Source organism: Pseudomaricurvus alkylphenolicus, from assembly GCF_011683955.1.
Lineage (GTDB): Bacteria > Pseudomonadota > Gammaproteobacteria > Pseudomonadales > Cellvibrionaceae > Pseudomaricurvus > Pseudomaricurvus alkylphenolicus.
The window spans coordinates 127,736-153,504 of the sequence record NZ_JAAQPI010000010.1; the positions used below are offsets into that span (position 1 = coordinate 127,736).

Consider the following 25,769-nt stretch of genomic DNA (forward strand, 5'->3'; position numbering starts at 1 on the left):
GAATAGGAGATATATCGGATGTCCGATAAAAGAATCGTCAGAGTGGGGCAAATTGTCCCCAGTTCTAATACGACAATGGAAACGGAAGTTCCTTTGATGTTGTCCAGGGCTGAAGCCACAAGCTCCGTACAATTCACGTTTCACTCCAGCAGAATGCGAATGAAAACCGTGTCGAAGGAAGAATTGACCAAGATGAACACGCAGGTGGCCAGATGTGCCCAGGAGCTGGCGGACGCTCGTATGGATGTGGTCGCTACCGCATGCCTTGTCGCCATCATGTGTCAAGGCAGGGGGCATCACCGTATCGCGGAAAAGGAGATCAGGGAAGCGACCCATGTGGATTCACCTGATACTAAGGTGTTATCGAGCGCCGGGGCACTGGTTGATAGCCTGAAAGCAATGGATGCAAAAAAAGTGTCAATCATAACTCCGTATGTACAGAGTCTCACCGATCTCGTCGTAGACTACATCGAAGCGGAAGGGGTCGAGGTACAGGACGCCATTGCTTTGGAAATCCCGGACAATCTCGCCGTTGGCAGAAGAGACCCCTTGGCACTGGTGGATGTCGTTAAAAGACTGAATGTATCAAATGCCGACGCACTGGTGTTATCAGCGTGCGTGCAGATGCCTTCACTGCCAGCCCTTGATGTTGTTCAGAAGACTCAAGATATCCCCGTTGTTTCGACCGCAGCCTGTACCGCCTTTCAGATGTTGAAAACACTGGGATTATCGACATCGATTCCCAATGCCGGAGACCTGCTTTCAGGCCAATACTAACACTCAGTTGCTAACCGCAAAAATGGAGAATATACATGTCAAGCAAATTCGAATTCGAAATTAATCCAAACGAGCGCGGCTATAGCGTTATCAAAGACGCTGACGCGATGAATCACAATCATAAATCGGGACACGTTTATACTTCTGCCGAAGTTTATGAGATCGAAAAAAAGGAAATCTTCTATAAGGACTGGCTCTGCGTCGGTCGTGTGGAAGAAGTAGAAAACGTGGGTGACTACATTACTCACAGAATCGCTGACGAGCCGATCATCGTTACTAAAAACAAGGCTGGCGAAATCGTGGCCATGGCCAATGTTTGTAAACACCGAGGTGTTGAGGTCGCATTTGGTGAAGGCAACACCAAAAACTTTACCTGCCCCTACCATGGCTGGGTGTATGACCTTGATGGCAATCTGAAGAGCGCACTTCATCTCGAAAAAGAGACATTCGAACCCAAGAAATGTCAGCTTCCGCATTTGCATGTTGATACCTGGGCAGGCTTTATCTTCGTTACCTTCAACAAAAACCCCAAGCCGTTATTGGATTGTCTTGGTAATGTAGAAGAAATTTACGGCCCGTATCAGTTTGATCGTATGCGGATGGCGGCAAAGTTCCCCACCGAGCTGAACTGCAACTGGAAACTGCTGAATGAAAACCTGACGGATATTTATCATATTGCTGTATTGCATCTTGATACATTTGGCAAGCACCAGCCTCTGGACGGCTATCGCTTCGAAACTACGCCACAAGGCGGCTATCACGGGCGCTTTATTGGTGGTGCCCTGGTGCCCGGCGGTGAGTCTCTGTTCGGCCCCATTCCCTGGTTGCCCGAAGAATTGAAGAGCGGTGGATACTCCAGCCACATTCCACCGAATATGGCCTTCTTCCCACGCTTTGATAACCTCTCTTGCTCCGTAAACTGGCCAATCGATGTAGACCGTTGCATGGGATGGACGTACATCATGTTCCCGGAAGAGCACTTCTCTCAACCTAACTTTAAGGAGAAGGTAAAGGTCTACGAGGACTTTTACAAAGCATTCCTGGACGAAGACACTGAGATGATCCTCTCCTTGCAGAAAGGCCTTAAGTCACAATATTACGGTCGAGGCCCAATGTCTCCGTTTGAAGCGGGTGTAGCTGGTGTGATCAAACACAATATCGAAGACATCGGTACCAGTGACTGATATCCAAAGTATCGGAAAACTGCCCCACAGCACCGGTTTGTGTTGTGGGCCACCATTAATTTATCTAGGTTATGGGTTACACCAATGGCATATATACCAAAAGATATAGGGGCTGATTTATCGAAAGCCGCACTCATTATGTTACGGGACATGATGTGCGTTAAGGAAGGTGAAAGTGTTCTAATTACCGCCGATATCAACACAGAAAGGCGCGCTGTGGTTGCCTTGGTAAACGCAGCATACGCATTGGGAGCGAAGGCAGCTTCGATGACCCTGTCTCCTGCGTTGCCTTTTCAGGGGGGATTGGCAAACCCTTACCTTTCAGATCCGGTAGTGGCTGCCTGCAAAAACTGTGATGCCTGGATTGACTTGTGTATGCCGTATATTGCCGGTGCCAGTGTTTATGATGAGGCAATGAAGAATGGACGTACACGTTATTTCCTGGCTGCCGATATTGCGGCGGAAGGAATTGTGAGAATCTTCGCAAACGCAGACTTGGACAAGGTGTTTGCGGTATCGGACATTGTCAACGACCTGCTTGCCTCTTCGGCGGGCAAACAATGCCGTATCACAACTCCTGGCGGAACGGATGTGAGCTTTACACTGGCAAACCCTGAAGGCCTGGATATCGCCAGGGCGACTAAGCCGGGGGGTTATTTCGTTCCTGGTACGGTCATGGTGATACCGGAATTGGAGACCGTTAAAGGTACCGTAGTGTGTGAAGCCGTATTCCATGAATACTACACAGCGCTCAATCAAGAGCCCTTGACTTTCGAAATTGAAGGGAAGATTACCTCGGTAACAGGCGGTGGCCCTGAACTCAGAGTAATTGACCGCTCATTGCGACGTGCTGGCAATGGGGCCTACGGCAATATTGTGCACTTTACTTGTGGCTACCATCCGGCAGCGCGTTTCACAGGGCGATCGTTTATCGAGGATCAACGTGTCATAGGCTGCAATGCGGTTGGGTTGGGATTGCCCCAGTGGGTTGAGGGGGGAGGCGAGAATCATCCCGACTGTGTCATGAAAAATCAGTCCCTTTGGATCGGTGATCAACAGATTATCAGTAACGGAAATTTTGTTGGTCCGGATAACCTGGTCGCAGCAGCGTCAGAGCTGGAAGTTGTTTATCTCTGATTATTGTTTCCATTATTTCAATACGTTTTTAGGCAGTTAATGATATGAGCGGATTTGTAATCGTAGGCGCTGGGCAAGCCGGTGCTTGTGCAGCCAGTACCATGCGGAAAGTGGGGTACAGTGGAAAAATTACATTGATTGGGGAAGAGCCCGACATCCCCTATGAAAGACCGCCGCTGTCTAAAGGCGTATTGATGGGTACTGAAAGCCCTGAATCCAGCAGTATTTTCGACAGAGATTTCTATAGAGAGAAGAATATTGATTTGTTGACATCGACCAGCGTACAAGCCATTGATGTTGATCATCAACGAGTGGATATGGGCTCGGCTGGCTCCCTAAGCTACAGTAAGCTGCTCATTTCCACCGGACTACGGGCTCGAAAATTGGATGTTCCTGGTGGCGATCTGGGCGGAGTTTATTACCTTCGATCAACTGTAGACACCAGCGTTCTCAGTGAAGCCTTACAGCAAAAGGGGCACCTTGTTGTTATTGGCGGTGGCTATTTGGGGCTGGAAGTCGCCTCCAGCGCAAGAAAAATGGGCTGGAAAGTAACGGTGCTCGCACGAGGCGATCGCTTGCTGTCAAAACTTCCGAGCAGGGAAATCAGCGGCTTTGTCCATGATCTTCATAGTCGTAATGGGGTGGAGGTCAGATTCAATGCGGGAATTAAAGCACTCAACGGCAACGGATACGTAAAGAGCGTCACCTTGGAGGATGGTGAAGTTGTGCCCGCTGACGCGGTCTTTGTCGGCGTGGGAGGAATTCCAAATATTGAGATCGGCGTTGAAGCCGGACTGGAAATCGAGGGTGGAATCCGCGTCAATCAATATGGAGAGACCAATGTTCCCAATATATACGCAGCAGGCGATGTAACATCACACTATAATCCATGGGCTCGCCAGTACCTTCAGCCAGAATCCTGGCAGGTGGCGCAGAACCAGTCTGAAATTGTTGCTCGCAACATGTGCGGCGAACGAGTCAGCTACGAGGAGGTTCCCTGGTTTTGGACCGATCAATTTGGTTGCAATATCCAGACGACGGGGCTGCCGCTCGACTCCGATGACGCTTATTACCGGGGCGAGGCAGGATCGGAATCCTTTACGGCGTTCTATTTCAGGAAGAGTCAACTTGTTGGCGCAGTAGCCTTTAATGCAGGAATGGATATCCGTATCGCTCAGAAACTTATCGAAAAAGGCATCCAGGTTGATCCTCACGAAGTTTCGGATACAGCCACTAACTTAAGGTCTTTACTGAAGCGCTAGAACCGAAATCTTTGGATTTCACGAGTGCAAGCTAATGCTCATTTTTCGTAACCGACTTAGAGAAATACCGTGAAAGCATTAAAAACAAGTGAAAAGAGCTTCAGAGCACCAGATTTTAAGCTGGAGTCCGGAGAGATTCTCCCCTTAGCTGAATTGAAGTATCAAACCTACGGGAGTCTGAATCGAAGCAGAAGCAACGTTGTCATTATTCCAACCCACTTTGGAGGAACTCACCGAGAGAGCACTTACTTGTTTGGCGAAGGTCGATCGATTGACACCGACCGCTATTTTATTGTCGTCGTCAACCTCTTGGGAAACGGGCTTTCGACCTCTCCCAGTAATTCTGACCACCCCGCTCTGTTTCCGAAGGTTTCCGTGGCAGACAATGTGCGACTACAGAAAAAGATGCTACAGGAAGAATTTGGAGTGGAACGGCTGGCCTTGGCAGTGGGATTTTCGATGGGAGCTGTGCAAGCTTATCACTGGGCAGCTCTATTTCCGGAACAGGTAGAGCGCTTAGCGGCGATCTGTGGTTCTGCGCGAGTATCCGCACACAACTATGTATTTCTGGAAGGAATGAAGGCGGCTCTGAAAGCTGACCAATCCTGGCAGGATGGAGACTATAACGTGGCTCCGATGCAGGGCCTGAAGGCTATGGCCAGAGCCTGGGCGGCATGGCCACCTTCAGCGCACTTCTATCGAGATCGGTTATTTGAGAATCTTGGGTACCGTAGTGTTGACGAATTTCTGGTTGGATACTGGGAAGCGACCTATACCAAAATGGATGCAAACAATGTGCTTAGCCAGATCGAAACCTGGCAGACATCGGATATCAGTGCCAATGAGAAATACGGAGGCGATTTCGATCGAGCATTGAGTGAAATAACGGCGAAAACGTTTGTAATGCCATGTGCCAATGACGCCTATTTTCCTCCGGAAGACAGCGCCTATGAGGTAAAACGTATCAAAAATGCAGAGTTGCGGATCATTGACTCCCAGTGGGGGCACTGGGCGGGGTCCGGCCGCAATATAGAGGACACCAAAGTGATTGATGAAAATTTGCGGGAATTGCTGGAGTCTTCCTAAACCGAACTCAGTTTTATCGATAAATCCTACAACACAGAATCAGTGGCAGGAGTAATAGAGTGACAGATCTCACAGAATTGACCGGACTGAAGGCGGCTGAGCTTATCAGAAAACGGGAAATATCGTCAGTAGAACTGACAAAAGCCTGTTTGGAACGAATTAACCAGAGAAACCAGGACGTTGGAGCATGGTGCCATATTGATGAAGAGTTCTCTCTCTCTCAAGCCCAGATAGCTGATGCCAGTGAGCCCAAATCCTTGTTGCATGGTGTCCCATTTGGTGTCAAAGACGTTATAGACACAAAAGACTTTCCGACTGAATACGGTTCGAAGATTTATAAAGGCAGGCAGCCTACCCGGGACGCAGATTGCGTGACTCTGATGCGCGACGCAGGTGCCGTACTGCTCGGCAAGTGTGTGACGACAGAGTTCGCAATGTTTACTCCCAACCAAACACGAAATCCTTATAATCTGGCCCATACCGCAGGTGGTTCCTCCAGCGGTACTGGTGCTGCGGTCGGCGATAATACGGTACCAATTGCTTACGGAAATCAAACGGCAGGCTCACTCATTCGACCTGCCGCCTATTGTGGGGTATATGGCCTTAAACCAACACACGGGCTTGGCGAAGGCGCTGGCGTCATGCAGATGCAACCGCTTTTCGACACCCTGGGGTATATGGGCAGGTCTATTGAGGACCTGCAAGTGTTTTTCGGAATCGCAACAAAAACCAACCAAACCAGGGAATGGAAAGGAGATCGCAACCCCCGTATTGGTATATGCCGAACCTATCAATGGGACTCCGCTCAGAGCGAGAGTCGCAAGGTTTTGGAAGAAACCATGTCACAGCTTGCCCGTCAAGGGGTTGAAGTAGAGTACTTTGACATGCCTCCTGAGTATGCAGGATTGGTTGAGACCCATCGCACAGTCTTGTACAAGGGGCTTTCGCTCTCTCTCGCGGAACCCTACGAAAAGTACGGAGATCAATTGAGCGATGGGCTTCACGACATATTGGCCGAAGGCAGAAGTATTTGCGCAGAGACATACGCTGCGGAATACGGCAAGGTTCAGAGCTTCCGAGCTAAGGTCAATGACACTTTCTCTCATTATGATGCGATTCTCTGCCCCAGCGCACCTGGCGAGGCCCCCGCTGGAATGGCCACCGGTTCTCCGATATTTCAAGTTACCTGGACGCTACTGGGTGTTCCCTGTTTGAACCTTCCGGTTGCTACGGGGCCACAGGGTCTTCCTGTGGGTGTGCAGTTGATCGGAAGACGTCATGACGATGCCAACCTTCTGGCAATTGGCAAAGAAATCATGAATCGAATTTCAACATTCTGCGTCGAAGATTAATGGTTTTATTAAGCAGTTCCGATATCGATTTTCGGATTTTTCCAAGTACAAAAGATATTTAAGGAGCGTCAATTGAGAAACATAGCGCTGATCAAATCTGGTGACCTCGAGCCTGGTGAAGTAACAAAGGTCGAAGTGGACGGTTTACCCGCCATCGCTGTTTACAATCTGGATGGTGAGTTTTTTGCGACCGACGACTTGTGTACTCATGGAGATGCTTCAATGGCGGAAGGGTTCATTGACGATAACGATATCGTTTGCCCATTTCATGGTGGAACATTTGACATCAGAACGGGTGAAGCAAACGGCTCGCCCTGCTTGCACAATCTTAAAGCCTATCGTGTCTTGGTTGAAGATGGGATAGTCATGATTCGCCTGGACGAATAGTGCATGAAACCAATGGATCTCATGCAAATAGACCACGTCGGTATCAGAGTGAAAGATATAGAACGGTCACTTGCGTTCTATCAACAACTGGGGTTCAGCATTATATGCGATGCGGGCTACCTCGAAAGACGGCCGGTGATTATTAAGCACCCCAGTGGCATAGAACTCAATCTACTCGGCCCTGCAAACAGTTGCAAAGACGTTAATGTTCTGATGGACATCGGGGAAAAGCATCCAGGGTTTACCCATGTGGCGTTAAGGGTCCAGTGTCTGGATGACGCAATAGCTGCCCTAAAAGAGAGGCATTTTAAGATCACGGAGGGCCCCCTGAGATTTTTTGCCGGGATGAGGTCGGTCTTCGTCCGCGATCCAGACAAAAACGTAATAGAGATTACCGAAAACAGTCATGACTACAAAGACATCAACCGTGAAATGTAGCACAGAGACAAACATAAACACTGTAGAGACGAGTCTATGGCACTACCAAATCAGGTGTATCACAAACGCAAGTTAGAACAGCAGCTTGGGTTCGCTCAGGCTGTGAGGGCAGGAAGTACCCTCTACGTTACCGGATCGGTCAGTTGGGATGAGGATGGAAATATCATGGACCCGGGAGACATGGGTAAACAGATACAAAATGTCTACCAGGATATCTCCGAAACCTTGAAGGCACATGATGCTTCCCTGAGGAATATTGTCAAAGAAACGGTCTATACCACGGATCTGGATGCCTTGGCTAAAAACGCAGATGTCAGAGCTAGGTTCTTTCAGGGAGAGGACATCGCACCACCAGCTTCGAGTTGGGTGCAGGTTTCAAGATTAGGCGATCCGGAGTGGTTGATTGAGGTTGAGGTGACTGCGGTTCTTGATCAGGAATACTAACAATTCAGGAGGACGGGAGATGCCGTCGAATATAGAGAAGTTTTTGAGTGATAACAACGTCAAGTATATTTTGGCGCAGTTCGTGGATATACACGGTACAGCCAAGACGAAATCAGTACCGGCGAAATGTTTGCTGGATGTCGTAGAGAAAGGTGCGGGATTTGCGGGGTTTGCCGTTTGGGGGCTCGGTATGGAACCGAATGGCCCGGATTTCATGGCGCGTGGTGATCTGGATACGCTTACGCTCGTTCCCTGGCAGCCCGGTTATGCACGATTGGTCTGTGATGGCTTCGTGAACGAGGAACCATACCCTTACGACAGTCGCGTGGTTTTAAAACGCCAGTTACAGTTGCTGGCCGATAGAGGGTGGACTCTAAACACAGGCCTGGAACCGGAGTTTTCTCTGTTTACCCGACACCAAGACGGCAATCTGTCAGTTGTGGACGAAACCGATGTGCTGGACAAACCCTGCTATGACTATAAAGGCTTGTCGCGCTCCCGGGAGTTTCTGGAGAATCTGGTCGAGTCCCTACAGGAAGTTGATTTCGATGTATATCAAATTGATCATGAAGACGCCAACGGTCAATTTGAAATTAACTATACCTACAGTGACGCCTTAACATCCGCAGACCGATTCACTTTTGTTCGCATGGCTGCCGGTGAAATCGCTAATCAGATGGGCATGGTTTGCTCGTTTATGCCTAAACCGGCATCGGACCGTACCGGTAACGGCATGCACTTTCACTTGTCGATTACCGACAGGGATGGTAACAACATCTTTGAAGACGACAGCGATCCACAAGGTATGGGGCTGTCCAAAGTGGCCTATCACTTCCTTGCCGGGCTTCTCCATCACGCCAAAGCCCTGTGCGCGATTTCGGCTCCGACGGTAAATTCTTACAAGAGACTGGTCGTTGGTGGGTCGGCTTCAGGCGCAACCTGGGCTCCCGCGTATATTTGCTATGGCGACAATAACCGTTCAGCGATGGTTCGTATTCCGTACGGACGTTTGGAGTTCCGTCTGCCTGATTCGGGCTGTAACCCTTACCTGGTGCACGCTGCGCTGATCGCGGCGGGTCTGGACGGGATTGAGCGACAGCTCGATGCCGGGGACCCCCAGAATATCAATTTATATGCACTTACAGCTGATGAACGCGCCGCGCGGGGCATTGATATTCTGCCGCAAAGTCTTAATGAGGCGGTGGATGCCCTGGAAGCGGATACCATTCTCTGCGAGAAAATAGGTTCGGAGATCATTTCCGAATTTATCAAGATCAAACGCGATGAGTGGATTGACTATAACCGCCATGTTTCCGACTGGGAACGCAATCGCTACGTTGAATTTTTCTAGTGTTGAGGTAGATCTTTATGTGTGGAATTGTTGGCCTTTACTTGAAGAATAAGGCGTTGGAGCATCAAATTGGAAGCCTGTTCGAGCCCATGTTGGTTGCCATGACCGATCGCGGTCCGGACAGTGCCGGCTTTGCAATATATGGCGATGAAGTCGCAGAGGACTGTGTAAAGCTGGTTCTGAGCCACCCAGATGAATCGTATGATTGGAAAGGTCTGGCCGACAATATCGAAGGCCAATGCGATATTGCCGTGAGTTGGTTTCAAAACAGTCGGGTGGCCGTGTTCAAACTGCAGGCCACACGGGAAGTCGCGGAAAGCGTTTTCGCCACCCATGCCCCCGATGTGGCAGTGATGAGTGCAGGGCGTTCCATCGAAATATTAAAATCCGTTGGAGAACCCCAAGAGATCGCTGACACCTTTAACCTTAGGGACATGAAGGGTAGTCATATCATTGGCCATACGCGCATGGCGACGGAATCAGCAGTGACCGAGAAGGGTTGCCACCCGTTCTCAACGGGTATGGATCTGTGTTTGGTGCACAACGGTTCGCTGTCGAATCACAACCGATTGCGAGAAGAGCTGCTTCGAGAAGGCATCCAATTCTCCACAGAGAACGATTCAGAGGTGGCTGCCGGATATTTAACTCATCGTCTTAAGCAGGGAGAGAGCTTACATAAAGCTCTGGAGAACGCGCTCGAAGATCTGGACGGATTCTTTACCTTTGCCGTTGGCACACGCGATGGCTTCGCAGTAGTGCGAGACGCTATCGCTTGCAAACCCGCAATACTGGCAGAAACTGACGATTATGTAGCCATGGCCTCGGAGTATCAGGCACTGACGAGCTTGCCGGGTATTGAAAATGCCAAGGTGTGGGAACCGGAGCCCGCCAGGATCTACGCTTGGAATCGGGACTAGCGGGAAAGGGGAGGCGACGACCTCCGGATTCACTTGAAATAGATTATCGGGAAAAGAAATGAAGACGATCGATTTATCAGAAACCTCCACACGGGATCTAAACCAGGCGCTGCATGATCAGCGGGGCGAGTGCACCGAACGAAATTGGGAAGTTTTAAATCCCAAGGGATCACACAGCCTTGCCTGTGGTCTGGATCAAAATCTGTCAGTTGATATCAGAGGTCACGCGGGTTACTACTGTGCGGGTATGAACAAAGGCGCTGAGGTTACCGTTCATGGTAGTGCCGGCGTAGGCGTGGCGGAAAACATGATGTCCGGTACCGTTCGCGTCAAGGGGGATGTCTCGCAGGCAGCCGGGGCCACGGCACGCGGGGGGCTGCTGGTGGTTGAGGGTAATGCTGGAGCGCGCTGCGGTATTTCGCTGAAAGGGGCGGATATTGTTGTGAAAGGCAGCGTTGGCCATATGAGCTGCTTTATGGCTCAGGCCGGAACCCTAGTGGTGTGTGGTGATGCCGGTGACGCTTTGGGGGATTCCCTTTATGAGGTCCATATCTATGTCAAGGGTTCGGTACAGTCACTAGGCGCCGATTGCGTTGAGAAGGATATGCGGGAAGAACACATACGCGAACTCTCCGACTTGCTCAAGCGGGCGGGGGTTGACGACGACCCGCTTCAATTCAAGCGTTACGGTTCCGCTCGAAAGCTCTATAACTTTAACATCGACAATGCGGTTTTGTAATCTCAGGAGTATTGATCAATGACACACAAGAATCCCGGACTGAGAGAATCAGCCACGTTTGATATTGACACATTGGCAGAAATTGATCGGGCAGCAACAACGGGTATCTACGACATCCGCGGCTTCGGGGCCAAGCGAAAGATGCCGCATTTTGACGATTTGCTTTTTCTGGGCGCGAGCATGTCCCGGTATCCTCTTGAGGGGTATCGTGAAAAATGTGCTACCGATGTGGTTCTGGGAAATCGCTTTGCGAAAAAACCTATTCATCTCGATATTCCCGTGACTATCGCCGGTATGAGCTTTGGCGCGTTGTCAGCCTATGCCAAGGAAGCGTTAGGCCGTGGCGCTACCCAAATGGGAACATCCACAACGACGGGTGACGGCGGCATGACACCTGAAGAGCGCGGGCACTCCAATAAGCTGGTCTACCAATATCTGCCTTCGCGCTACGGTATGAACCCAGATGATTTGCGTAAGGCCGATGCCATCGAAATTGTCCTGGGGCAAGGGGCCAAGCCCGGTGGTGGCGGGATGCTATTGGGCCAGAAAATCACCGATCGAGTCGCGCAGATGCGCACCTTGCCCAAAGGTGTTGACCAGAGGAGCGCTTGTCGTCACCCTGATTGGACGGGTCCGGACGACCTTGCAATAAAGATTCACGAGCTGCGGGAAATAACGGACTGGCAGGTGCCGATCTATATTAAAGTCGGCGCCACCCGAACCTACTACGATGTCAAACTGGCTGTAAAAGCGGGTGCCGATGTTATTGTGGTTGATGGGATGCAGGGCGGCACGGCGGCAACCCAAGACGTGTTTATTGAGCATGTGGGTATCCCAACCTTGGCTGCGATACCACAAGCCGTCAAGGCGCTGCAGGAGATGGGTATGCACCGAACCGTTCAGCTGATTGTTTCCGGGGGTATTCGAAATGGCGCGGACGTGGCCAAATGCATGGCACTGGGTGCTGACGCAGTAGCGATCGGTACTGCAGCGCTAGTGGCACTTGGCTGTAATCATCCCAAATGGGCTGAGGAGTATCAGCGTATAGGCTCCGACGCTGGCTACTATGATGATTATCACGAGGGTAAGTGTCCCGCAGGGATTTCCACCCAAGACAAAGACCTGATGTCTCGATTGGACCCGGAGTTGGGTGGACGACGGCTGGCGAATTACCTGCAGTGCATGATTCTCGAAGCTCAAACCATTGCAAGAGCCTGCGGCAAGTCTCACCTGCATAATCTGGAACCGGAGGACCTGGTTGCATTGAGCGTGGAATCGGCTGCTATGGCGAAGGTCCCGCTTGCTGGAACAGACTGGATACCTGGAACCCCGTTTCAATAAATATCAATAGGCAAGTTTCCTCCACTGATTTGTGCGTCAGTGATCTTTGCCCCTCTTCGGAGGGGCTTTTTATCCTCGCCTCGTGAAAAAGCTCGTGGGTGTGATCAATATGGTGGACTTAGTCAATCGCAAGCCCCATCGGTGAAATCCAATCTTTCTCAATTTTAGAAGGTGAAATGATTTGCAAACTATTTAGGGTGGTTGTCACTGTAACAATATCAACTATCAGCTTCACTGGCCGCTGGAATCAAATCTGATTGCCGCCAGAGCGTGCGACTGTTCCTTCTGCAGTAAACACAATGGAATAATGACGTCTCATGTGGATGCGACTTTGGAAATCAATATCAATGACTGGGACGTAACCACTTTATATCAATTTGCTACCAAGTCAGCGGACTTTCTTGTATGTAAAAATTGCGGCGTCATGGCTGCGGTTGTTAGTAAAATCGATAATTCGATGTATGGTGTAGTCAATATACACAGCTTTGATAATTTGGAATCCTGGGACTATACGGTTGAATCCCGGAATTATGATTCGGAGGATATCAATTGTAGACTAGCCCGTCGTGCCAGCGCCTGGATTCCCAATGTCCGAATAAATTCGAGGAACTCATAGTCATAACGATATAGTCATAACGATACTGCTGGTTGATTTTTGTGCTGATGTGTCGGCGCCCCACGATTCCAGCCGGAAGGAGGTAGCGGTCATGTATTGCTGTATTGAACCAAGGCCGCCCCCAAAACCACCAGCCCTAAACCAATCATCTTTATCGAATTTATGGGTTTAACCTCTAGTCCAAAGGCTCCAATGTGATCGGTTACTGTTGAGCCTAAAAGTTGCCCGGCAACAACACAGACAAAAAACAAGGCAACCCCAAGAACTGGCGTTGTGACGATTGCACCCGCCACAAATACAACCCCTATTATCCCACCGACAAAAATCCACCATGGCAGTTGTCTGACTCGCGTGAGATCATCCGAGGTGCTCCCCAACGCCAACCATAAACAAACCACGACCACGAAGCTTATCGTAATGGATATCACAGCGGACAATAAAGGACTTCCGAGAACGCGTGCCATGGTCGTGTTTATTGAAGGCTGTAAAGAAAGAGCTGCACCGATAGCTATTGCGGAAGCTAAGTATAAATAATACTTCACTTTATTCTCCTAATATTGGTTTTGACGATCAATGAGGTACTTGAAGGTAAGCGGTTTTTCTAGCCCTTGATTAGCTGCATCAAATGTCATGGCCTTAAATATTTATGGTCATGACATTATATACTTTTATAAGGAGCGAGGAACCGCTTCAAATCGATATATCAGTCAATACTATCGCCTAAAAAAGATTCCTGCAGGCTGACGCTTTTACAGCATGGTGACAAACGCGTTTACAATGGATATCAGAATAGACGGTGATCGGGTTCTGTTCAGTTGCCAATTTTGGAAATCAACCTGATGAGCTGGCACCGCTACAGTTCCTGGTTGATTGCTGAGAATAGTCTTTTGAGTGAAGTCTACTTTTTGAAGGCAATCCAAGCTCCCGCCACAGCAGAACAAACACCAAAGTTGCAGGGACAGGGTAAATCGCAGTTTTGACATAGGGCTGTCTATTCGTCTCAGTCGTTTTCTGTTTCAACCATCTGAGCGATATCCAGCGTTAAGTCCTCCAGGGTTTCAGGGGCATCCGTTAATTTGAGGTTGCCGGTTTCAGTGATCAGCACCGTATCGGAGAAACGGAATCCCCCGGTGCCCGGTAAATAGATGGCCGGTTCAATGCTGAATACCATACCGGGCTGAACTTCGTGTTGGTAACCTTCAGCCAGGAAAGGGGCCTCGTGATCGGTTACCCCAAAGCTGTGGCCAGTGCGATGCAACAGGTTTTCGGCATAACCACGGGATTTCAGCAGATCATTAACACGACGATCAACCTCTGACATGCAGGCGCCGGGTACTGCCAGGTCGTAGGCCAGTGCTCTGGCGTCCAGCATATCGTTAAAGGGCTTTTTGGCGGCCTCGGGTACATGGCCAACAAAGAACGTACGTTCCAATTCCGCCCCGTAACCATTGGCCAAACCCTGTACCACCGTCACATGTGGTCCTCCCTCGACAATAGTCGCAAACAAATCGCCAAAGTTGTGCGGGTCATGGGACATCTGTGGAGGCTGGCAGGCGGCATTGAATTTGCTGTTCAGGACATTGGTATTGGGATTGTCCATTAGCAGCTTTTGCATCAAATGGGTACTGACTTCTTTGTGCATCAGGATCGGCATCTGGCCCGGACGAGCCTCACTCAGTAATAGTTTGTGTCCTTGGTTGAGCAATTCACAGGTATAGGCGATGCGTCCAATTTCATACTCTGATTTTATCATCCGCACATCGTCGACGATATCCGTTGCGACTCTCTCTCCCGGGATCGCCTCAACGACGGCGAATGGGCAAAGGCTTTCCACACCAACGCGATGATTGGGTTGCAGTATATCCTGTAGGCGATCGAACCACATTTCACCCTCAGGGGCGGGAAATTCAAAGTAATGCAAAAGCTCGATATTGCCTACCGATTGGGTGCGCACATGAGGTTCTTCCAGTTTTGGCATCAGGAAGGTAAGGTTGCCGCTGGCGGGAACGAGAACAATAAATGGTCGTTCGTGTACGAAATTGGAAAAATTGGTCAGATAGAAAATATTGGCTGGATCGTGACAAAGATAATAATCCAGGCCTTGTGCCTGCATCCTGAGTTGCACGCTTTCGATCCGCGACGTAATTTCTTGCGCGGCGGGACATTCACTGGTTGGTTTTGGCTTCATTGGAGACTCCTGCATTAATTGCCGGTTAATGTGAGATGGATTCTTTTATTATCAATACGTCATTCCGCTAACGGGCTCTGGAATCAGAAACGATAGCTCGCAGACACACCATAGGTTCTTGGCGTATTTCGGTATCCGGCACTAAAACCGAAGCTTTCCATCTGTCCCACGTAATTGGTCAAATAGCTCTTGTCTGTCAGGTTGTTGGCAAACATGGCGAATTCCCATTGCTCATCTTCGGTGGTCAAAGCCACGCGTGCATCCACAACCGCGTAACCTTCCTGCTCGATACCCTCATGAACCAAATGTTTACCCTTGTAGGAGTAGCTGACAAAGCTGCGGACGTCACCGATGCCTTCGACCATCCAGCTGTGATCCAAGGCCAAGCTTCCAGAAAAGTTCGGAGAGAAGAGTAGCGGGGTTCCGGACAAATCTGCACCACCCATGCTGTACTCAACATATTCCGCATCCATCCAGGTGGCATTTGCCAGCAAGGTCAGGTTTTCGCTCACCAGGTACTTGATATCCAGTTCCATCCCGTTGTTTGAGGCTTTACCGGCATTCTTGATCTGGACCAGATTGTTGGTGATTTGACGAACCTGTAGATCCTGATAGTTCAGATAAAAAATCGAGGCGTTTAACATCAGGCGTTGGTCGAACCAGGTTGACTTGATTCCGAACTCGTAGTTGGTCGCCAATTCAGGGTCGAAGCTTTCTGTTGCCGCAGGCGTGACGAAGAGAAAGTTGGACGGGTCAGGCGTGGGATAGGTGTTAAAGCCTCCGGACTTGTAGCCCTTGGTTGCGCTAAGGTACACCATGGCACTTTCCGTCAGTGCGTAGTCAAGCACCAGGCGTGGGGAAAAGTTACTCCAGTTGTCTTCTCTTTCTTGCATGGATGGATCTGGAATGCCATTCGCGTCGACAAACTGCAGCCCGGATGGCATCAGAAAACCGGCGCCGCCAAACAATGCGGCCCCATCGGTTTGAATGGGATTGTCATAATGGATTTCTTTTTCGTCAATCGAGTAGCGCGCGCCGAAGGTTAGGTTCAGTCGATCAGTAGCTTGCCAGGTCAAGTCTCCATAGAGGGCATAACTATCAACCGAGCTGGACACGAAGCTGCTTTCGGAAAAGGGGTTGCCGTTATTCAGGGGGCCACCTGCCAGGGAGGGATCGAGTGCGCCGGCATCAATAAGGGAAACGGTGAAGTCCATGCTGTTTCGCTCATGGGCAGCGCTGACACCAACGAACCAATCCAGGCGGTCGCTACTGCTGGTCAGACGCAATTCCTGGCTGATGGATTCGTTGAATTCGATAGACTTATCGTTATTGCCCAGCAGATATTCCGTGCCGTCATAGTCTGAAGCGGAGGTGGTTGTAAAGGTTCTATAAGAACTCAGGGAAGACAGTGTCAGTTCGTCATTGAACTCCCACTTAACGATGACCGAGTGTTGTCTCAGTTGTCGCTCCAGAATAGGTTCAACGGCTGTCAGATCATTTGCGGAGGGTTTAAGGCCCAACCGGAAGAGCAGATCTCTGTTGCCATTGGCGCTCGTGTGGTCGCCGGTTTTGCTGGTGGAAGGGGCATAGGCCGGTACGCCTGCTGCAAGGCTGAGCTTGCGCATATTTTCGGTATAGGCGGACATTTCATCAATTCGACTCCAGTTGCTGGAAAAATCCACTTCCACGGCTTCTGAAGGCAGCCAGGTGAGTTTGAGGCGCCCATTGGCTCGATCTCTGGAGTTTCCATATTCACCACCCTCCGTGTTTTCCTGCCAGCCATCGCGCTGTTGAATGCTCCCTGAGGCACGCAGGTAGAGGGTATCTTCGATTAACGGCAGGTTTATTATGCCTTTGGCATGTTGATTGTCGTACTTGCCCAACTCCATCGAGATTTCGCCGTTCAGTTCTTCAGAAGTCTCCTCGGTGACAATACTGATCGCACCTCCGATCGAGTTACGGCCAAATAGCGTTCCCTGCGGGCCTTTCAGTACTTCGATCCGGGCAATGTCCATCAGCTCGGTCAGGGCGCCGCCGTTGCGAGAGGCATAAATACCGTCGATATAGACCCCAACACTGGGGTCGGCACCGATGCCGGTGTCGTTAGAGCCGATGCCACGAATATAGGATCGCGGAAAGGCATCACTGCCTCCACTGACACTGAACCCTGGCGTCATATTGGTCAGGCCCTTAAAGTCAGCAGCACCAATTTGTTTAAGGTGGTCACCGGTGTAGGCTGACAGTGCAATGGGGACGTCCTGCGAGCTTTGAGCGCGTTTTTGTGCGGTAACCACAATTTCTTCAAATCTCCAGCCGTCGTCTTGTGCTTGGGTTACGGTACTGATCGCCGAGGCCAACAAACCGGCAGCCAGGGTGGTGTGGATCTTATAATTGCTCATAAGGCGTACTCGCTTCGAATATAGTGACACTTGTTATGTTTGCTGATGGCTCGAGTCCAGACTTGGCAGCTGAAGAGCACATTGCCAGTAAACAATACGCGGCTGGATTGCCACAGGCATACCATTTTGAGACAATTGGCATACCAATTTACGACAGATTGGAGCAATAAGGACAAGCAATGGATAAGTCCCTTGATTCGGACCCTTCACTATTTGCTGATAGCGACATCCTGTTGGGTGCCTGGGAGGCGGCCCAGGAGTTGGAAATAGATTTGAGAGACTCTCTCAGGTTGAGTGGCATTCGACAGCAGCAACTGCTAAGCCCGAAAACGTATCTCGGGTACCAGCAGGTTGTGACGTTTCTAAATGATGTGGCTACGCGGAATCAGTGTCCAAACTTTGGTTTTTACGTTGCCAGACACCAACCTTCGCTGCGTTTTGGTGTATTGACCCAGTTGCCCAGATTGTGCGCCACCGTGGGGGAGGCTGTCGCCAAAACCTTCAAGTACGCCAAGCTTTATAATCAGGCGTCCATGTGGCAGGTTTGCGAGGAGGGTGACTATATTGTCATGAAGCGACATCAGCGAGTCGCCACCACTGGATCGCTGGTGCAGTTGCACCAATTGGCAATTACCTTGATGATCAAGGCGTCACAATCGTTTCTCAATGAAAACTATCTTCTGGCTTCGGTTTCTTTTTCCCATTCCCAACCTGATAACTACAAAATCTATCAACGCTACTATCGTGCACCGGTCTATTTTAATCAGGAGTATGATGGTTATGTTTTCCCTAAGGACTATCTATCGATACCCATTGAAACCGCCAATCCCGAATTACTGAGCATTGTAGAGGCGCATCTGGATGGTCTACTTGTGGACGAGCCTGGAGATGATGTGATTTGTGGGGTCAGGGCAATGATTCGGACTAACCTGGGAACCAGTTTGTGTAATCTTGATGGTATTTCACAACTCATGAATAAGCACCCGCGTGCATTGCAGCGGATCTTGAAGGAGCAGGGGATGGGGTTTCGGGATCTGCTCAATGAAGTTCGTCAGGAGGTTGCCGAGCATTATCTGTTAAATTCCAATATCACTCTGGTAGATCTTGCCGACATGCTGGGGTACAACAATGTCAGTGCTTTTTCCAGAGCGTTCAAAACCTTTACCGGAGTATCTCCTCACGATTGGCGCCTGGCATATGCCTGAATTCCGCCAGCTGCGTTCGAAAGGCGATCGATTATTCAAATTGCTGCCTTGGGGCGTTACCCGCATGGGGGACAATGTCATGGATGAACATTTCCATTACACAGGATATCGTCACTTTGAGATAACCCGTGAGGACAAATCCATGGGCCATATTCGTTTCGGCGGCGGATTCTATGAAGGGGCCCCCGTGGAGATGAAACTGGATGGAATTGCTCTTTCGAGGCTCAAGCGGGTTCGCTGAGCATTGTCTTCCTTGGGCCAACTGCTCTATGATTGCAGACCATTCATGTTTAAGATTTAAGGTGCTACGCCAATGGCATTAGAACTCTGGCTCGCTTTTGTGGTTGCCTCACTGCTGATTTCGATTTCACCCGGTGCCGGTGCCGTTAACACCATGAGCAATGGCCTGCGCTATGGCGTCAAAGATTCACTGCCGGCCATATTCGGCCTGCAACTGGGGTATGGTATACAGATTGTTCTTGTGGGTATCGGACTTGGGGCGCTGTTGGCGTCCTCGGCACTCGCGTTTGAAATTGTGAAATGGTGCGGCGTCGTCTACCTGGTCTGGCTGGGATACAAGAAGTGGACGCAGCCGCCATTGGCCTTTGACGACGGCATTGATGGTAACCGCCGAGAGAGCAAACAGCGCCAGTTCTGGCAAGCGGCCTTCGTTAATCTCACCAACCCCAAAGCGACGGTGTTTTTGTTGGCCCTGTTTCCGCAGTTTGTTGATACTCAGGTAGCGACTCAGAGCACTCAGTATTTGGTCATGGGCACCACGCTTATCGTGGCTGACATTGTGGTAATGGTGGGCTATGCCAGCCTGGCGTCACAGCTGTCCCGCTGGATGAAAAGCGACAGCCATCAGGTTATTCAAAACCGTGTTTTCGGTGGCATGTTTGTGGGTGTTGCGGGACTAATGGCCAGTTATCGAAACGCATAAGGCATAACATGGCGGGGCATGCAGGAGTTCCTCTGCGGCATATCCCTGACACCTCTGTGCATTATGGGGTATTGGTTAACGGCGCTTGGATAACCAAGCACGACCTGTTAAACATGTTGAAACCTCAAACCAGCCAATAAATGTGTTTAGCCGGTGCTTTCTCGTTCCCGTAGCAGCGGACTGCCATTGTCCATGGGAGTGCTAATGGTAGCTTTTTTCCAGATAAAATTTATTGCTATTCAGGACGGTGTGGAAATAGAAGAATGCCTGCTCCAAGGCGTCATATAACTGCTCTTTTTCCATCGCGAGTTTACACATAAACTCAAAGCTGTCCCGGCCTCCAGCGTTGGGAATTTTTCCCCAGAAAGTCGCCATACTTGACGATTTATCGCATAATAATTCCAAGCTGCTCGGCGCTGAAGACGTAGTGGTTTATTAACTTATTGAATGAGATGTTACAGACCTCGCATTGCGTTGCAATCTCAAAAATTCACCACACTCCACAATAGCAAAAAGTATAAGAGATATAAAGGCCTCTTGGCGCCTCGATATCTCGGCGTTTGAGTGCGGTTTGCCTGTAGCTCGGTGTCGACGGTAGTTGTTTTAGAGGGCTGCAGCCATCAGTTTCAAGTAGCACTTGCGAAAATTCTGAATATGGATAGAATGCCCGCTACTTAATTCGCAATGAATTAAGAAACGAAAACAAGATGAAACACTTAAAAGGATTTTCATGAAAAAGATCATACCCTTTGTTCTGGCGATCGCCAGTTCCACCGCTTTTGCCGCCGATTCCGGTGAATTCTATCTCGGACTAAAATCCGGAACCCTGGACGTCGATGTCTCTGGTCTGGATGCATCCACGCCAAAAGCCGCTGTTATTGGCTACCGAAAAGGCAGCTGGGGTGCGGAGTTCGAGGCCAACTACGCCGATGTGGATTACGGATACGGATCTGCAGATTTTCGTTCTTTTGCGCTCTATGGTGTCTACCGCAGTGAGGGCGATTTCTACCTAAAGGCGAAAGCCGGTGTGCTGAGAGAGGAACTCAAGGTTTCCTTCGCCAGTGAGGAAGAAACCGGGTTCTCAGCGGGTATCGGCGCCGGCTGGAGACTTGGCGCGGTCACTCTGGAAGCCGAGTACACCATTGTAGAAGAAGACGTTAACTTCTACAGCCTCGGTGCCAACTTTCATTTCTGATTGATCGCTATGGGTCGGCGCTCTTGAGAGCGTCGATTCAACTCGTGCAAAATATCCACGACCCAAAAATGGGTTCTCACATGCCCTCTTTAGCCGCCATATGGTCCGCTATTCTGACTCGATTTCTCATGCCGTTTTCGCGGTAAAACCCTGGCTGCCTTGTTTACGTACCCGCCTTGGGGTCTGCTGGGCGGAATGCCTTCGGGCTCTTTTGGAAGCGTTGTTTAAAGACACGGCTGAAATGGGAAGAGCTGCTGAATCCCCAGGAATAGGCGATTTCGGTTATGGACTTTCCGGAAAAGTAGGGGTTTTCGATATCTCGTTTACAGCGATCCAGGCGACGCTCCCAGAGTAATCGACTGGCCGAAATCCCTTCAGCTTTGAACAATTTGTGCATGTACCTCTCCGTAATGCCATGGGCTTCGGCAATTTTCTCGATCGATAGATCCGAGTCTCTCAGGTGCTCTTCAATATAGAGTCTGATCTGATGCAATTGGAACGCGCGGCAGTCGGTGGATTCTCGAGCGGATACATCCAGATATGAGAGCGCTGCGACATTTAGAGTTTCAATCACAGACCGAGTTAAACTGCTGACTTCTGGAAGGCTAAGGTTCGGTGCTTGTTGAATAAAGGTTTTTAGAAAACTGGAGGCCACGCAGCCGATGCCTTCGCTGCCGGGGATGGCGAGCCCTGTGATTCGTTGGGGAGAAATTAAATCCCTGTGAATTTCGTCCCAAGGCATTTGCAGAAGGAATACTTTGACCGGTCCCGGAAACCTGAGATCGAAGCCTCTGGCCGAATCGAGCAGTGTAATATCCCCCGGATTGAGAGTGACATTGTGCCCCCCCTGCGCAACGTGGCCTGTTCCAAAGGTTTGAATCATCACCACAATAAATGTCTGCTCATTACTCGGGCCCGTGGGCTCCGGGTGGTGCACGTTGTGAGCCTGGGCCTTGATCTCGTAGATGGTAACAGGCCCTACATTATTAGAAACCATTGTGCCGAAAAACTTCTGACCCCCATATTCGTGTGTATCGATCTCCAGGGGAAACAGAAGATGACTGCTCTGGTTGCTCCAGAATTTGAGTCGCTTGTCGAGCGGAATCCTTCTTGTTGAATAGGACTGTTTCATAAACGGGATTTTAGCCTCTCGTCACATCTCGTGACGATTCTGAATGTTTCTCTGATGGTCTCCTTGTGGAGATGCAGCCGGCAGCTCTCAACCCACCGTATGATTCCTTTGCCATTGTTTGGGCCAAAATTGACCTCGAATAGGGGTATAGAAAATCCAGAATAACACCTCTGTAGGATCACAGTCTACCGGCCTGCCTAAGGCTCCCAGCGCCTGTTTTTCGGTCGCAGGTACGGGGGAGGTTAAGGCGTCGACCCTAGCTTTTCGTCGGTGGTCACAAGCAAGAAATAGTTCACCTTCAGGCAATTTTTGGCGCTGGTCCGGCGCTACTCTGAGTCCTGTGGTTTGAAAGAGAATTTTTGCAATTTCAGTAAAAGAGGTCAAAAGAGGCAATGTTAATGATCAAACTGAGTCTAAGGGCTCATTCTCCTGGCAGCCCAATGGTGACGCTATGATTTTGGTTTGCGCAGCTAGTGGCCGTATTGGCAGGCGAGTGTTAAAGCACCTGATCACTTCTGAGAATTCTGATCAAGTCGTCGCTGGAGCCAGAGTCAACCCTCAAGGTGTAGATGCGAACTTCCGTATTGTCAACTATGACGATGTAAATGGCATGGTGAAAGCTTTTGAGGGGGTTGAAAGAGTGGTCTTTATCCCGAGCTTTGCCGATACCGACAGAAGGGCGATGCAAGGCCGCAATGTGGTTGCAGCGGCGGAGCGCGCAGGCGTCTCGCAAATCCTATTCATTGGCATTATGGATACCCGATTGGACTCCCCGTTGCCCTTCGCTCGGGCCTATGGAGAAATGGAATCAGCCCTGCTGAATTCTCCTGTACCGGCGGTGATTCTGCGCACCTCCATGTATACCGACAATCTTGCCGAGCAGTACCCGGTTTGGCTTAAAACGGGTCAGTTAGTGACTTGTGCGGGGAGCGGAAGAGTTTCTTACGTTTCTCGCGATGACATTGCCGCTTCTATCGTAGGGGTATTGCGTGATCCAGTTGACCACCATCGCAACCGGATCTACAAGCTTACCGGGCCTGAAGCTCTGAGCTACGCCGATGTTGCCGGCCTTATCAACGAGTTACACGGATCGGACATCAAGCTCGTTAATGTCAATTGCAGCGAATTTGCTGATCGCCTGAAGGATATCTGGGGCGTTGCCTATGAAGGCATTGAACATGTTGCCCGGGTTACGCCCTTGTTTCAAACGGTGTTCAGGCAGGGAATGATGAGTGATGTCACATCCGATGTATTGAACTTGTCCGGAAGGTCTCCGGAGTCGGCCCAGTCGTGGCTGGGACGACACCAACTAAACCAGCCAATGTAACGCAAAAACGAAAAGGTAGTATGACGATGTTGAAAAAGAAGCTCTCTATAGAAGTGGTTTATGGAACTCTTCCTCCCTGGCCAAATTCTACGATTCTGTATACCGACGACAGCGCTGTGCTGGTCGATACGCTATTTATGAAGTCTGATGCGGCATTGCTGGCGAAGCGCATCAAGGAAATCGGCAAGCCTCTGGAGGCAATCTTCCTGACTCATAGCCACCCCGATCATGTTTGGGGCGGTGTTGAACTCCTAAGACACTTTCCTGACGCCAAAATTTACGCCAGACCGCTGATTCGTAAGGAAATCGAATTGGACTTCCGGGCTCGACAGCTGCGTTGGACCGGTGTGTTTAACGTGGGGCCATTCGAGGGCGAAATCCCCACGGATCTGTTTGATATACAGCCCCTGGAGGGGGATAGCTACGACTTTGGCGGGCATGAGATTCAGTTGGTGGACTTGAAACCCGCGGAAACCGTTTATGCCACTGCGTTTTACGTGCCGGAGATCAAAACCTATATAGCTGGCGATCAACTGTATAACCAATGCCACTATTATATCGGAGCAGGACTGAATCGGCCTGACCTTTGGATAGAGTCCATCGAGGACGTTCGCGCCAGGTTTGACATTGACGTGGTGGTGCCCGGGCACGGTTATGTGGGTGGGACTGAAATCTTTGATGAAGCGATTGACTACTTAAGTTTCTATCAAAGTCAATACGAGCCATATCGTCCCCAAATTGAAATGGTTCAGGCATTGGAGAATCAATATCCGGATTGGAAGCTGGAGGGTGTGATCTATATGACTATTGGCCCTGCAATGACGGACCCAGCCTTGATCGATCTTACTCACGGCCACATTAAATTCGGTGAAGGCACGATTGCCATAGGTTCGTATTCAGCGTGAGCGGATTCCAAACAGTAAACAGGAGCTAAAAGTGACAGACTTTCATGCCGTAATCGCCGGTAAAAAAGAGGCCGGGGGGCGAGCACGGACCGTCCTCAACCCGGCAACAGAGGAACCAGTGGGCACTTTTCCGGAATGCACAGAAGCACAGTTGGATGCGGCGGTGACGTCTGCACGCAAGGCTTATCTGCATTGGTCCGAAACCGATGGCGAAGTCCGTGTCCGGGCGCTACGGCAGATGGCGGATCTGATCGAATCCCATGCGCAAGAGCTGGCACGTTTATTAACCCTTGAGCAGGGAAAGCCCCTTAAGGGGCGTGGTTCGGAGTTTGAGGTCCAGGCATGCGTATCCTGGTTGCGCGCCACCGCGGGCATGTCTCTGCCGGTAAAGATACTGGAGGCCAGCGAGCAGTCTCAAGCTTTCCTGTATCGCAAACCGGTGGGGGTGGTGGCGTCCATCACGCCTTGGAACTGGCCTCTGTTGATCGCCATTTGGCACCTGGCTCCGGCGCTTCGTGTAGGGTGTACGGTTGTTGTCAAACCGGCATCCAATACGCCGCTAAGCACTTTGCGAATGGTGGAAATCCTCAACCAGGCTCTGCCAGCCGGCGTGCTGAATGTGGTTTCGGGCAACATCGGATACCAACTGCCTGAGCACCCTGGTATTGATAAGGTGGTGTTTACCGGCTCTACCCCCGTGGGCAGAACGGTGATGCGCGGCGCCGCTGGCGGTCTCAAGCGTTTGACCTTGGAGCTGGGTGGCAACGATGCCGGCATTATTCTGCCCGACGCCAATGTTCCAGAGGTGATCGAGGGTATTTTCTGGGGCGCCTTTATTAACGGCGGGCAGACCTGCGGCGCGTTGAAGCGACTCTACGTCCACGAGTCCCAGTATGAAGAGGTTTGCCGCTCACTGACACAAGTGACTACCAGTATGCCCATGGGTAATGGTCTGGACGAAGATAACCTGTTTGGTCCGATTCAGAATCAAGGTCAGTTTAATTACATCTGTGAGTTGGTGGAGGACGCCCGTCAGGGCGGTGCCAGTGTACTTTGTGGCGGTGTCGCCCCGCAAGGTAAGGGGTATTTCTATCCCCTGACATTGGTTGCCGACGTAACCGACGAGATGAGATTGGTCAAAGAAGAACAATTTGGGCCTGTATTGCCAATCCTCAGGTATACGGATATCGACGACGTGATTTGCAGAGCCAACGACTCGGAGATGGGGTTGGGGGGCTCGGTGTGGTCCAGCAGTATCGAACAGGCGAAATCGGTTGCCAGTCGCCTGGAATGTGGAACGGTTTGGATCAATGGCCACGGAGCGGTGTCTCCACACGTGCCTTTTGGTGGTGTTAAAAGTTCGGGTATCGGTGTGGAGTTTGGGATCGAGGGCTTGGAGGAATACACCGTTATTCAGTCAATGCATATTCCCGATCACTGATCT

The 25,769-nt window shown here is 50.4% G+C and carries 24 protein-coding genes and 1 pseudogene; 21 read left to right on the forward strand and 4 right to left on the reverse strand.

What is annotated here, in order from left to right; all coding sequences use genetic code 11:
- Nucleotides 1–18: 18 nt before the first annotated feature.
- From HBA55_RS23095 to HBA55_RS38325, 14 genes and pseudogenes are all read left to right on the forward strand, one after another.
- Nucleotides 19–777 carry a maleate cis-trans isomerase family protein gene (locus HBA55_RS23095; RefSeq protein WP_166996224.1) on the forward strand — a complete coding sequence of 253 codons (759 nt, stop codon included), beginning with the start codon at nt 19–21 and terminating at the stop codon, nt 775–777.
- Between the two features lie 35 nt (nt 778–812).
- A complete protein-coding gene (locus tag HBA55_RS23100) occupies nt 813–1,961 on the forward strand; it encodes an aromatic ring-hydroxylating oxygenase subunit alpha (RefSeq protein ID WP_166996226.1) in 1,149 nt (382 codons plus the stop codon).
- A gap of 84 nt (nt 1,962–2,045) precedes the next feature.
- Nucleotides 2,046–3,098 (forward strand): 2,5-dihydroxypyridine 5,6-dioxygenase NicX family protein, encoded by a 1,053-nt coding sequence (locus HBA55_RS23105; RefSeq protein WP_166996228.1) that lies wholly within the window; start codon nt 2,046–2,048, stop codon nt 3,096–3,098.
- Nucleotides 3,099–3,142: 44 nt separating this feature from the next.
- Nucleotides 3,143–4,360 (forward strand): NAD(P)/FAD-dependent oxidoreductase, encoded by a 1,218-nt coding sequence (locus HBA55_RS23110; RefSeq protein WP_166996230.1) that lies wholly within the window; start codon nt 3,143–3,145, stop codon nt 4,358–4,360.
- A 69-nt stretch (nt 4,361–4,429) separates the two neighbouring features.
- On the forward strand, nt 4,430–5,446 hold the full coding sequence (locus tag HBA55_RS23115; protein ID WP_166996232.1) for an alpha/beta fold hydrolase: 1,017 nt from the start codon (nt 4,430–4,432) through the stop codon (nt 5,444–5,446).
- A 59-nt stretch (nt 5,447–5,505) separates the two neighbouring features.
- On the forward strand, nt 5,506–6,798 hold the full coding sequence (locus HBA55_RS23120) for an amidase family protein (RefSeq protein WP_166996234.1): 1,293 nt from the start codon (nt 5,506–5,508) through the stop codon (nt 6,796–6,798).
- A 72-nt stretch (nt 6,799–6,870) separates the two neighbouring features.
- Nucleotides 6,871–7,185, forward strand: a complete 315-nt coding sequence (locus tag HBA55_RS23125; RefSeq protein WP_206019937.1) for a non-heme iron oxygenase ferredoxin subunit — start codon at nt 6,871–6,873, stop codon at nt 7,183–7,185.
- Nucleotides 7,186–7,188: 3 nt separating this feature from the next.
- On the forward strand, nt 7,189–7,623 hold the full coding sequence (locus HBA55_RS23130; protein WP_166996236.1) for a VOC family protein: 435 nt from the start codon (nt 7,189–7,191) through the stop codon (nt 7,621–7,623).
- A 36-nt stretch (nt 7,624–7,659) separates the two neighbouring features.
- On the forward strand, nt 7,660–8,067 hold the full coding sequence (locus HBA55_RS23135; protein WP_166996238.1) for a RidA family protein: 408 nt from the start codon (nt 7,660–7,662) through the stop codon (nt 8,065–8,067).
- A 19-nt stretch (nt 8,068–8,086) separates the two neighbouring features.
- Complete coding sequence (glnT, locus tag HBA55_RS23140) at nt 8,087–9,418, forward strand: type III glutamate--ammonia ligase (RefSeq protein ID WP_166996240.1); 1,332 nt, start codon at nt 8,087–8,089, stop codon at nt 9,416–9,418.
- A 17-nt stretch (nt 9,419–9,435) separates the two neighbouring features.
- On the forward strand, nt 9,436–10,335 hold the full coding sequence (locus HBA55_RS23145; RefSeq protein WP_166996242.1) for a class II glutamine amidotransferase: 900 nt from the start codon (nt 9,436–9,438) through the stop codon (nt 10,333–10,335).
- Nucleotides 10,336–10,393: 58 nt separating this feature from the next.
- Nucleotides 10,394–11,074 carry a GltB/FmdC/FwdC-like GXGXG domain-containing protein gene (locus HBA55_RS23150; protein WP_166996244.1) on the forward strand — a complete coding sequence of 227 codons (681 nt, stop codon included), beginning with the start codon at nt 10,394–10,396 and terminating at the stop codon, nt 11,072–11,074.
- 18 nt (nt 11,075–11,092) lie between these two features.
- Nucleotides 11,093–12,415, forward strand: a complete 1,323-nt coding sequence (locus HBA55_RS23155) for an FMN-binding glutamate synthase family protein (RefSeq protein WP_166996246.1) — start codon at nt 11,093–11,095, stop codon at nt 12,413–12,415.
- Between the two features lie 208 nt (nt 12,416–12,623).
- Nucleotides 12,624–13,031 (forward strand): annotated as a pseudogene (locus tag HBA55_RS38325) (GFA family protein); the annotation flags it as partial.
- Nucleotides 13,032–13,120: 89 nt separating this feature from the next.
- Here the strand turns inward: HBA55_RS38325 and HBA55_RS23160 are convergent.
- The 3 genes from HBA55_RS23160 to HBA55_RS23170 form a co-directional block, all read right to left on the reverse strand.
- Nucleotides 13,121–13,573 carry a DMT family transporter gene (locus tag HBA55_RS23160; protein ID WP_166996248.1) on the reverse strand — a complete coding sequence of 151 codons (453 nt, stop codon included), beginning with the start codon at nt 13,571–13,573 and terminating at the stop codon, nt 13,121–13,123.
- Nucleotides 13,574–14,031: 458 nt separating this feature from the next.
- Nucleotides 14,032–15,219 (reverse strand): M24 family metallopeptidase, encoded by a 1,188-nt coding sequence (locus HBA55_RS23165; protein ID WP_166996250.1) that lies wholly within the window; start codon nt 15,217–15,219, stop codon nt 14,032–14,034.
- Nucleotides 15,220–15,302: 83 nt separating this feature from the next.
- Entirely contained in the window at nt 15,303–17,618 is a 2,316-nt protein-coding gene (locus HBA55_RS23170; protein WP_166996252.1) for a TonB-dependent receptor, read from the reverse strand.
- Nucleotides 17,619–17,797: 179 nt separating this feature from the next.
- Here HBA55_RS23170 and HBA55_RS23175 point away from each other — a divergent pair, with 179 nt between their 5' ends.
- The 4 genes from HBA55_RS23175 (at nt 17,798) to HBA55_RS23190 (ending at nt 20,961) form a co-directional block, all read left to right on the forward strand.
- The gene (locus HBA55_RS23175) at nt 17,798–18,823 is read left to right on the forward strand and encodes an AraC family transcriptional regulator (RefSeq protein ID WP_166996254.1); all 1,026 of its coding nucleotides are present in this window, start codon (nt 17,798–17,800) and stop codon (nt 18,821–18,823) included.
- Nucleotides 18,816–19,064 (forward strand): hypothetical protein, encoded by a 249-nt coding sequence (locus HBA55_RS23180; protein ID WP_166996256.1) that lies wholly within the window; start codon nt 18,816–18,818, stop codon nt 19,062–19,064. Before HBA55_RS23175 ends, HBA55_RS23180 begins: the two co-directional genes overlap by 8 nt.
- Before the next feature lie 72 nt (nt 19,065–19,136).
- On the forward strand, nt 19,137–19,766 hold the full coding sequence (rhtB, locus tag HBA55_RS23185; RefSeq protein ID WP_166996258.1) for a homoserine/homoserine lactone efflux protein: 630 nt from the start codon (nt 19,137–19,139) through the stop codon (nt 19,764–19,766).
- A 730-nt stretch (nt 19,767–20,496) separates the two neighbouring features.
- A complete protein-coding gene (locus tag HBA55_RS23190) occupies nt 20,497–20,961 on the forward strand; it encodes an outer membrane beta-barrel protein (protein WP_166996260.1) in 465 nt (154 codons plus the stop codon).
- A 163-nt stretch (nt 20,962–21,124) separates the two neighbouring features.
- On the opposite strand, the gene HBA55_RS23195 is transcribed toward HBA55_RS23190, so the two are convergent.
- Nucleotides 21,125–22,093: a helix-turn-helix domain-containing protein gene (locus tag HBA55_RS23195; RefSeq protein WP_166996264.1), complete on the reverse strand. Its 969-nt coding sequence runs from the start codon at nt 22,091–22,093 to the stop codon at nt 21,125–21,127.
- A gap of 451 nt (nt 22,094–22,544) precedes the next feature.
- Between HBA55_RS23195 and HBA55_RS23200 the strand changes: the two genes are divergently transcribed.
- From HBA55_RS23200 to HBA55_RS23210, 3 genes are read left to right on the forward strand one after another with little or no spacing between them, the layout of a single operon-like run.
- The gene (locus HBA55_RS23200; RefSeq protein WP_166996265.1) at nt 22,545–23,420 is read left to right on the forward strand and encodes an NAD(P)H-binding protein; all 876 of its coding nucleotides are present in this window, start codon (nt 22,545–22,547) and stop codon (nt 23,418–23,420) included.
- A 20-nt stretch (nt 23,421–23,440) separates the two neighbouring features.
- Complete coding sequence (locus tag HBA55_RS23205; protein WP_166996267.1) at nt 23,441–24,325, forward strand: MBL fold metallo-hydrolase; 885 nt, start codon at nt 23,441–23,443, stop codon at nt 24,323–24,325.
- Nucleotides 24,326–24,356: 31 nt separating this feature from the next.
- Complete coding sequence (locus HBA55_RS23210) at nt 24,357–25,766, forward strand: aldehyde dehydrogenase family protein (RefSeq protein WP_166996269.1); 1,410 nt, start codon at nt 24,357–24,359, stop codon at nt 25,764–25,766.
- The last annotated feature ends 3 nt before the right edge of the window (nt 25,767–25,769 follow it).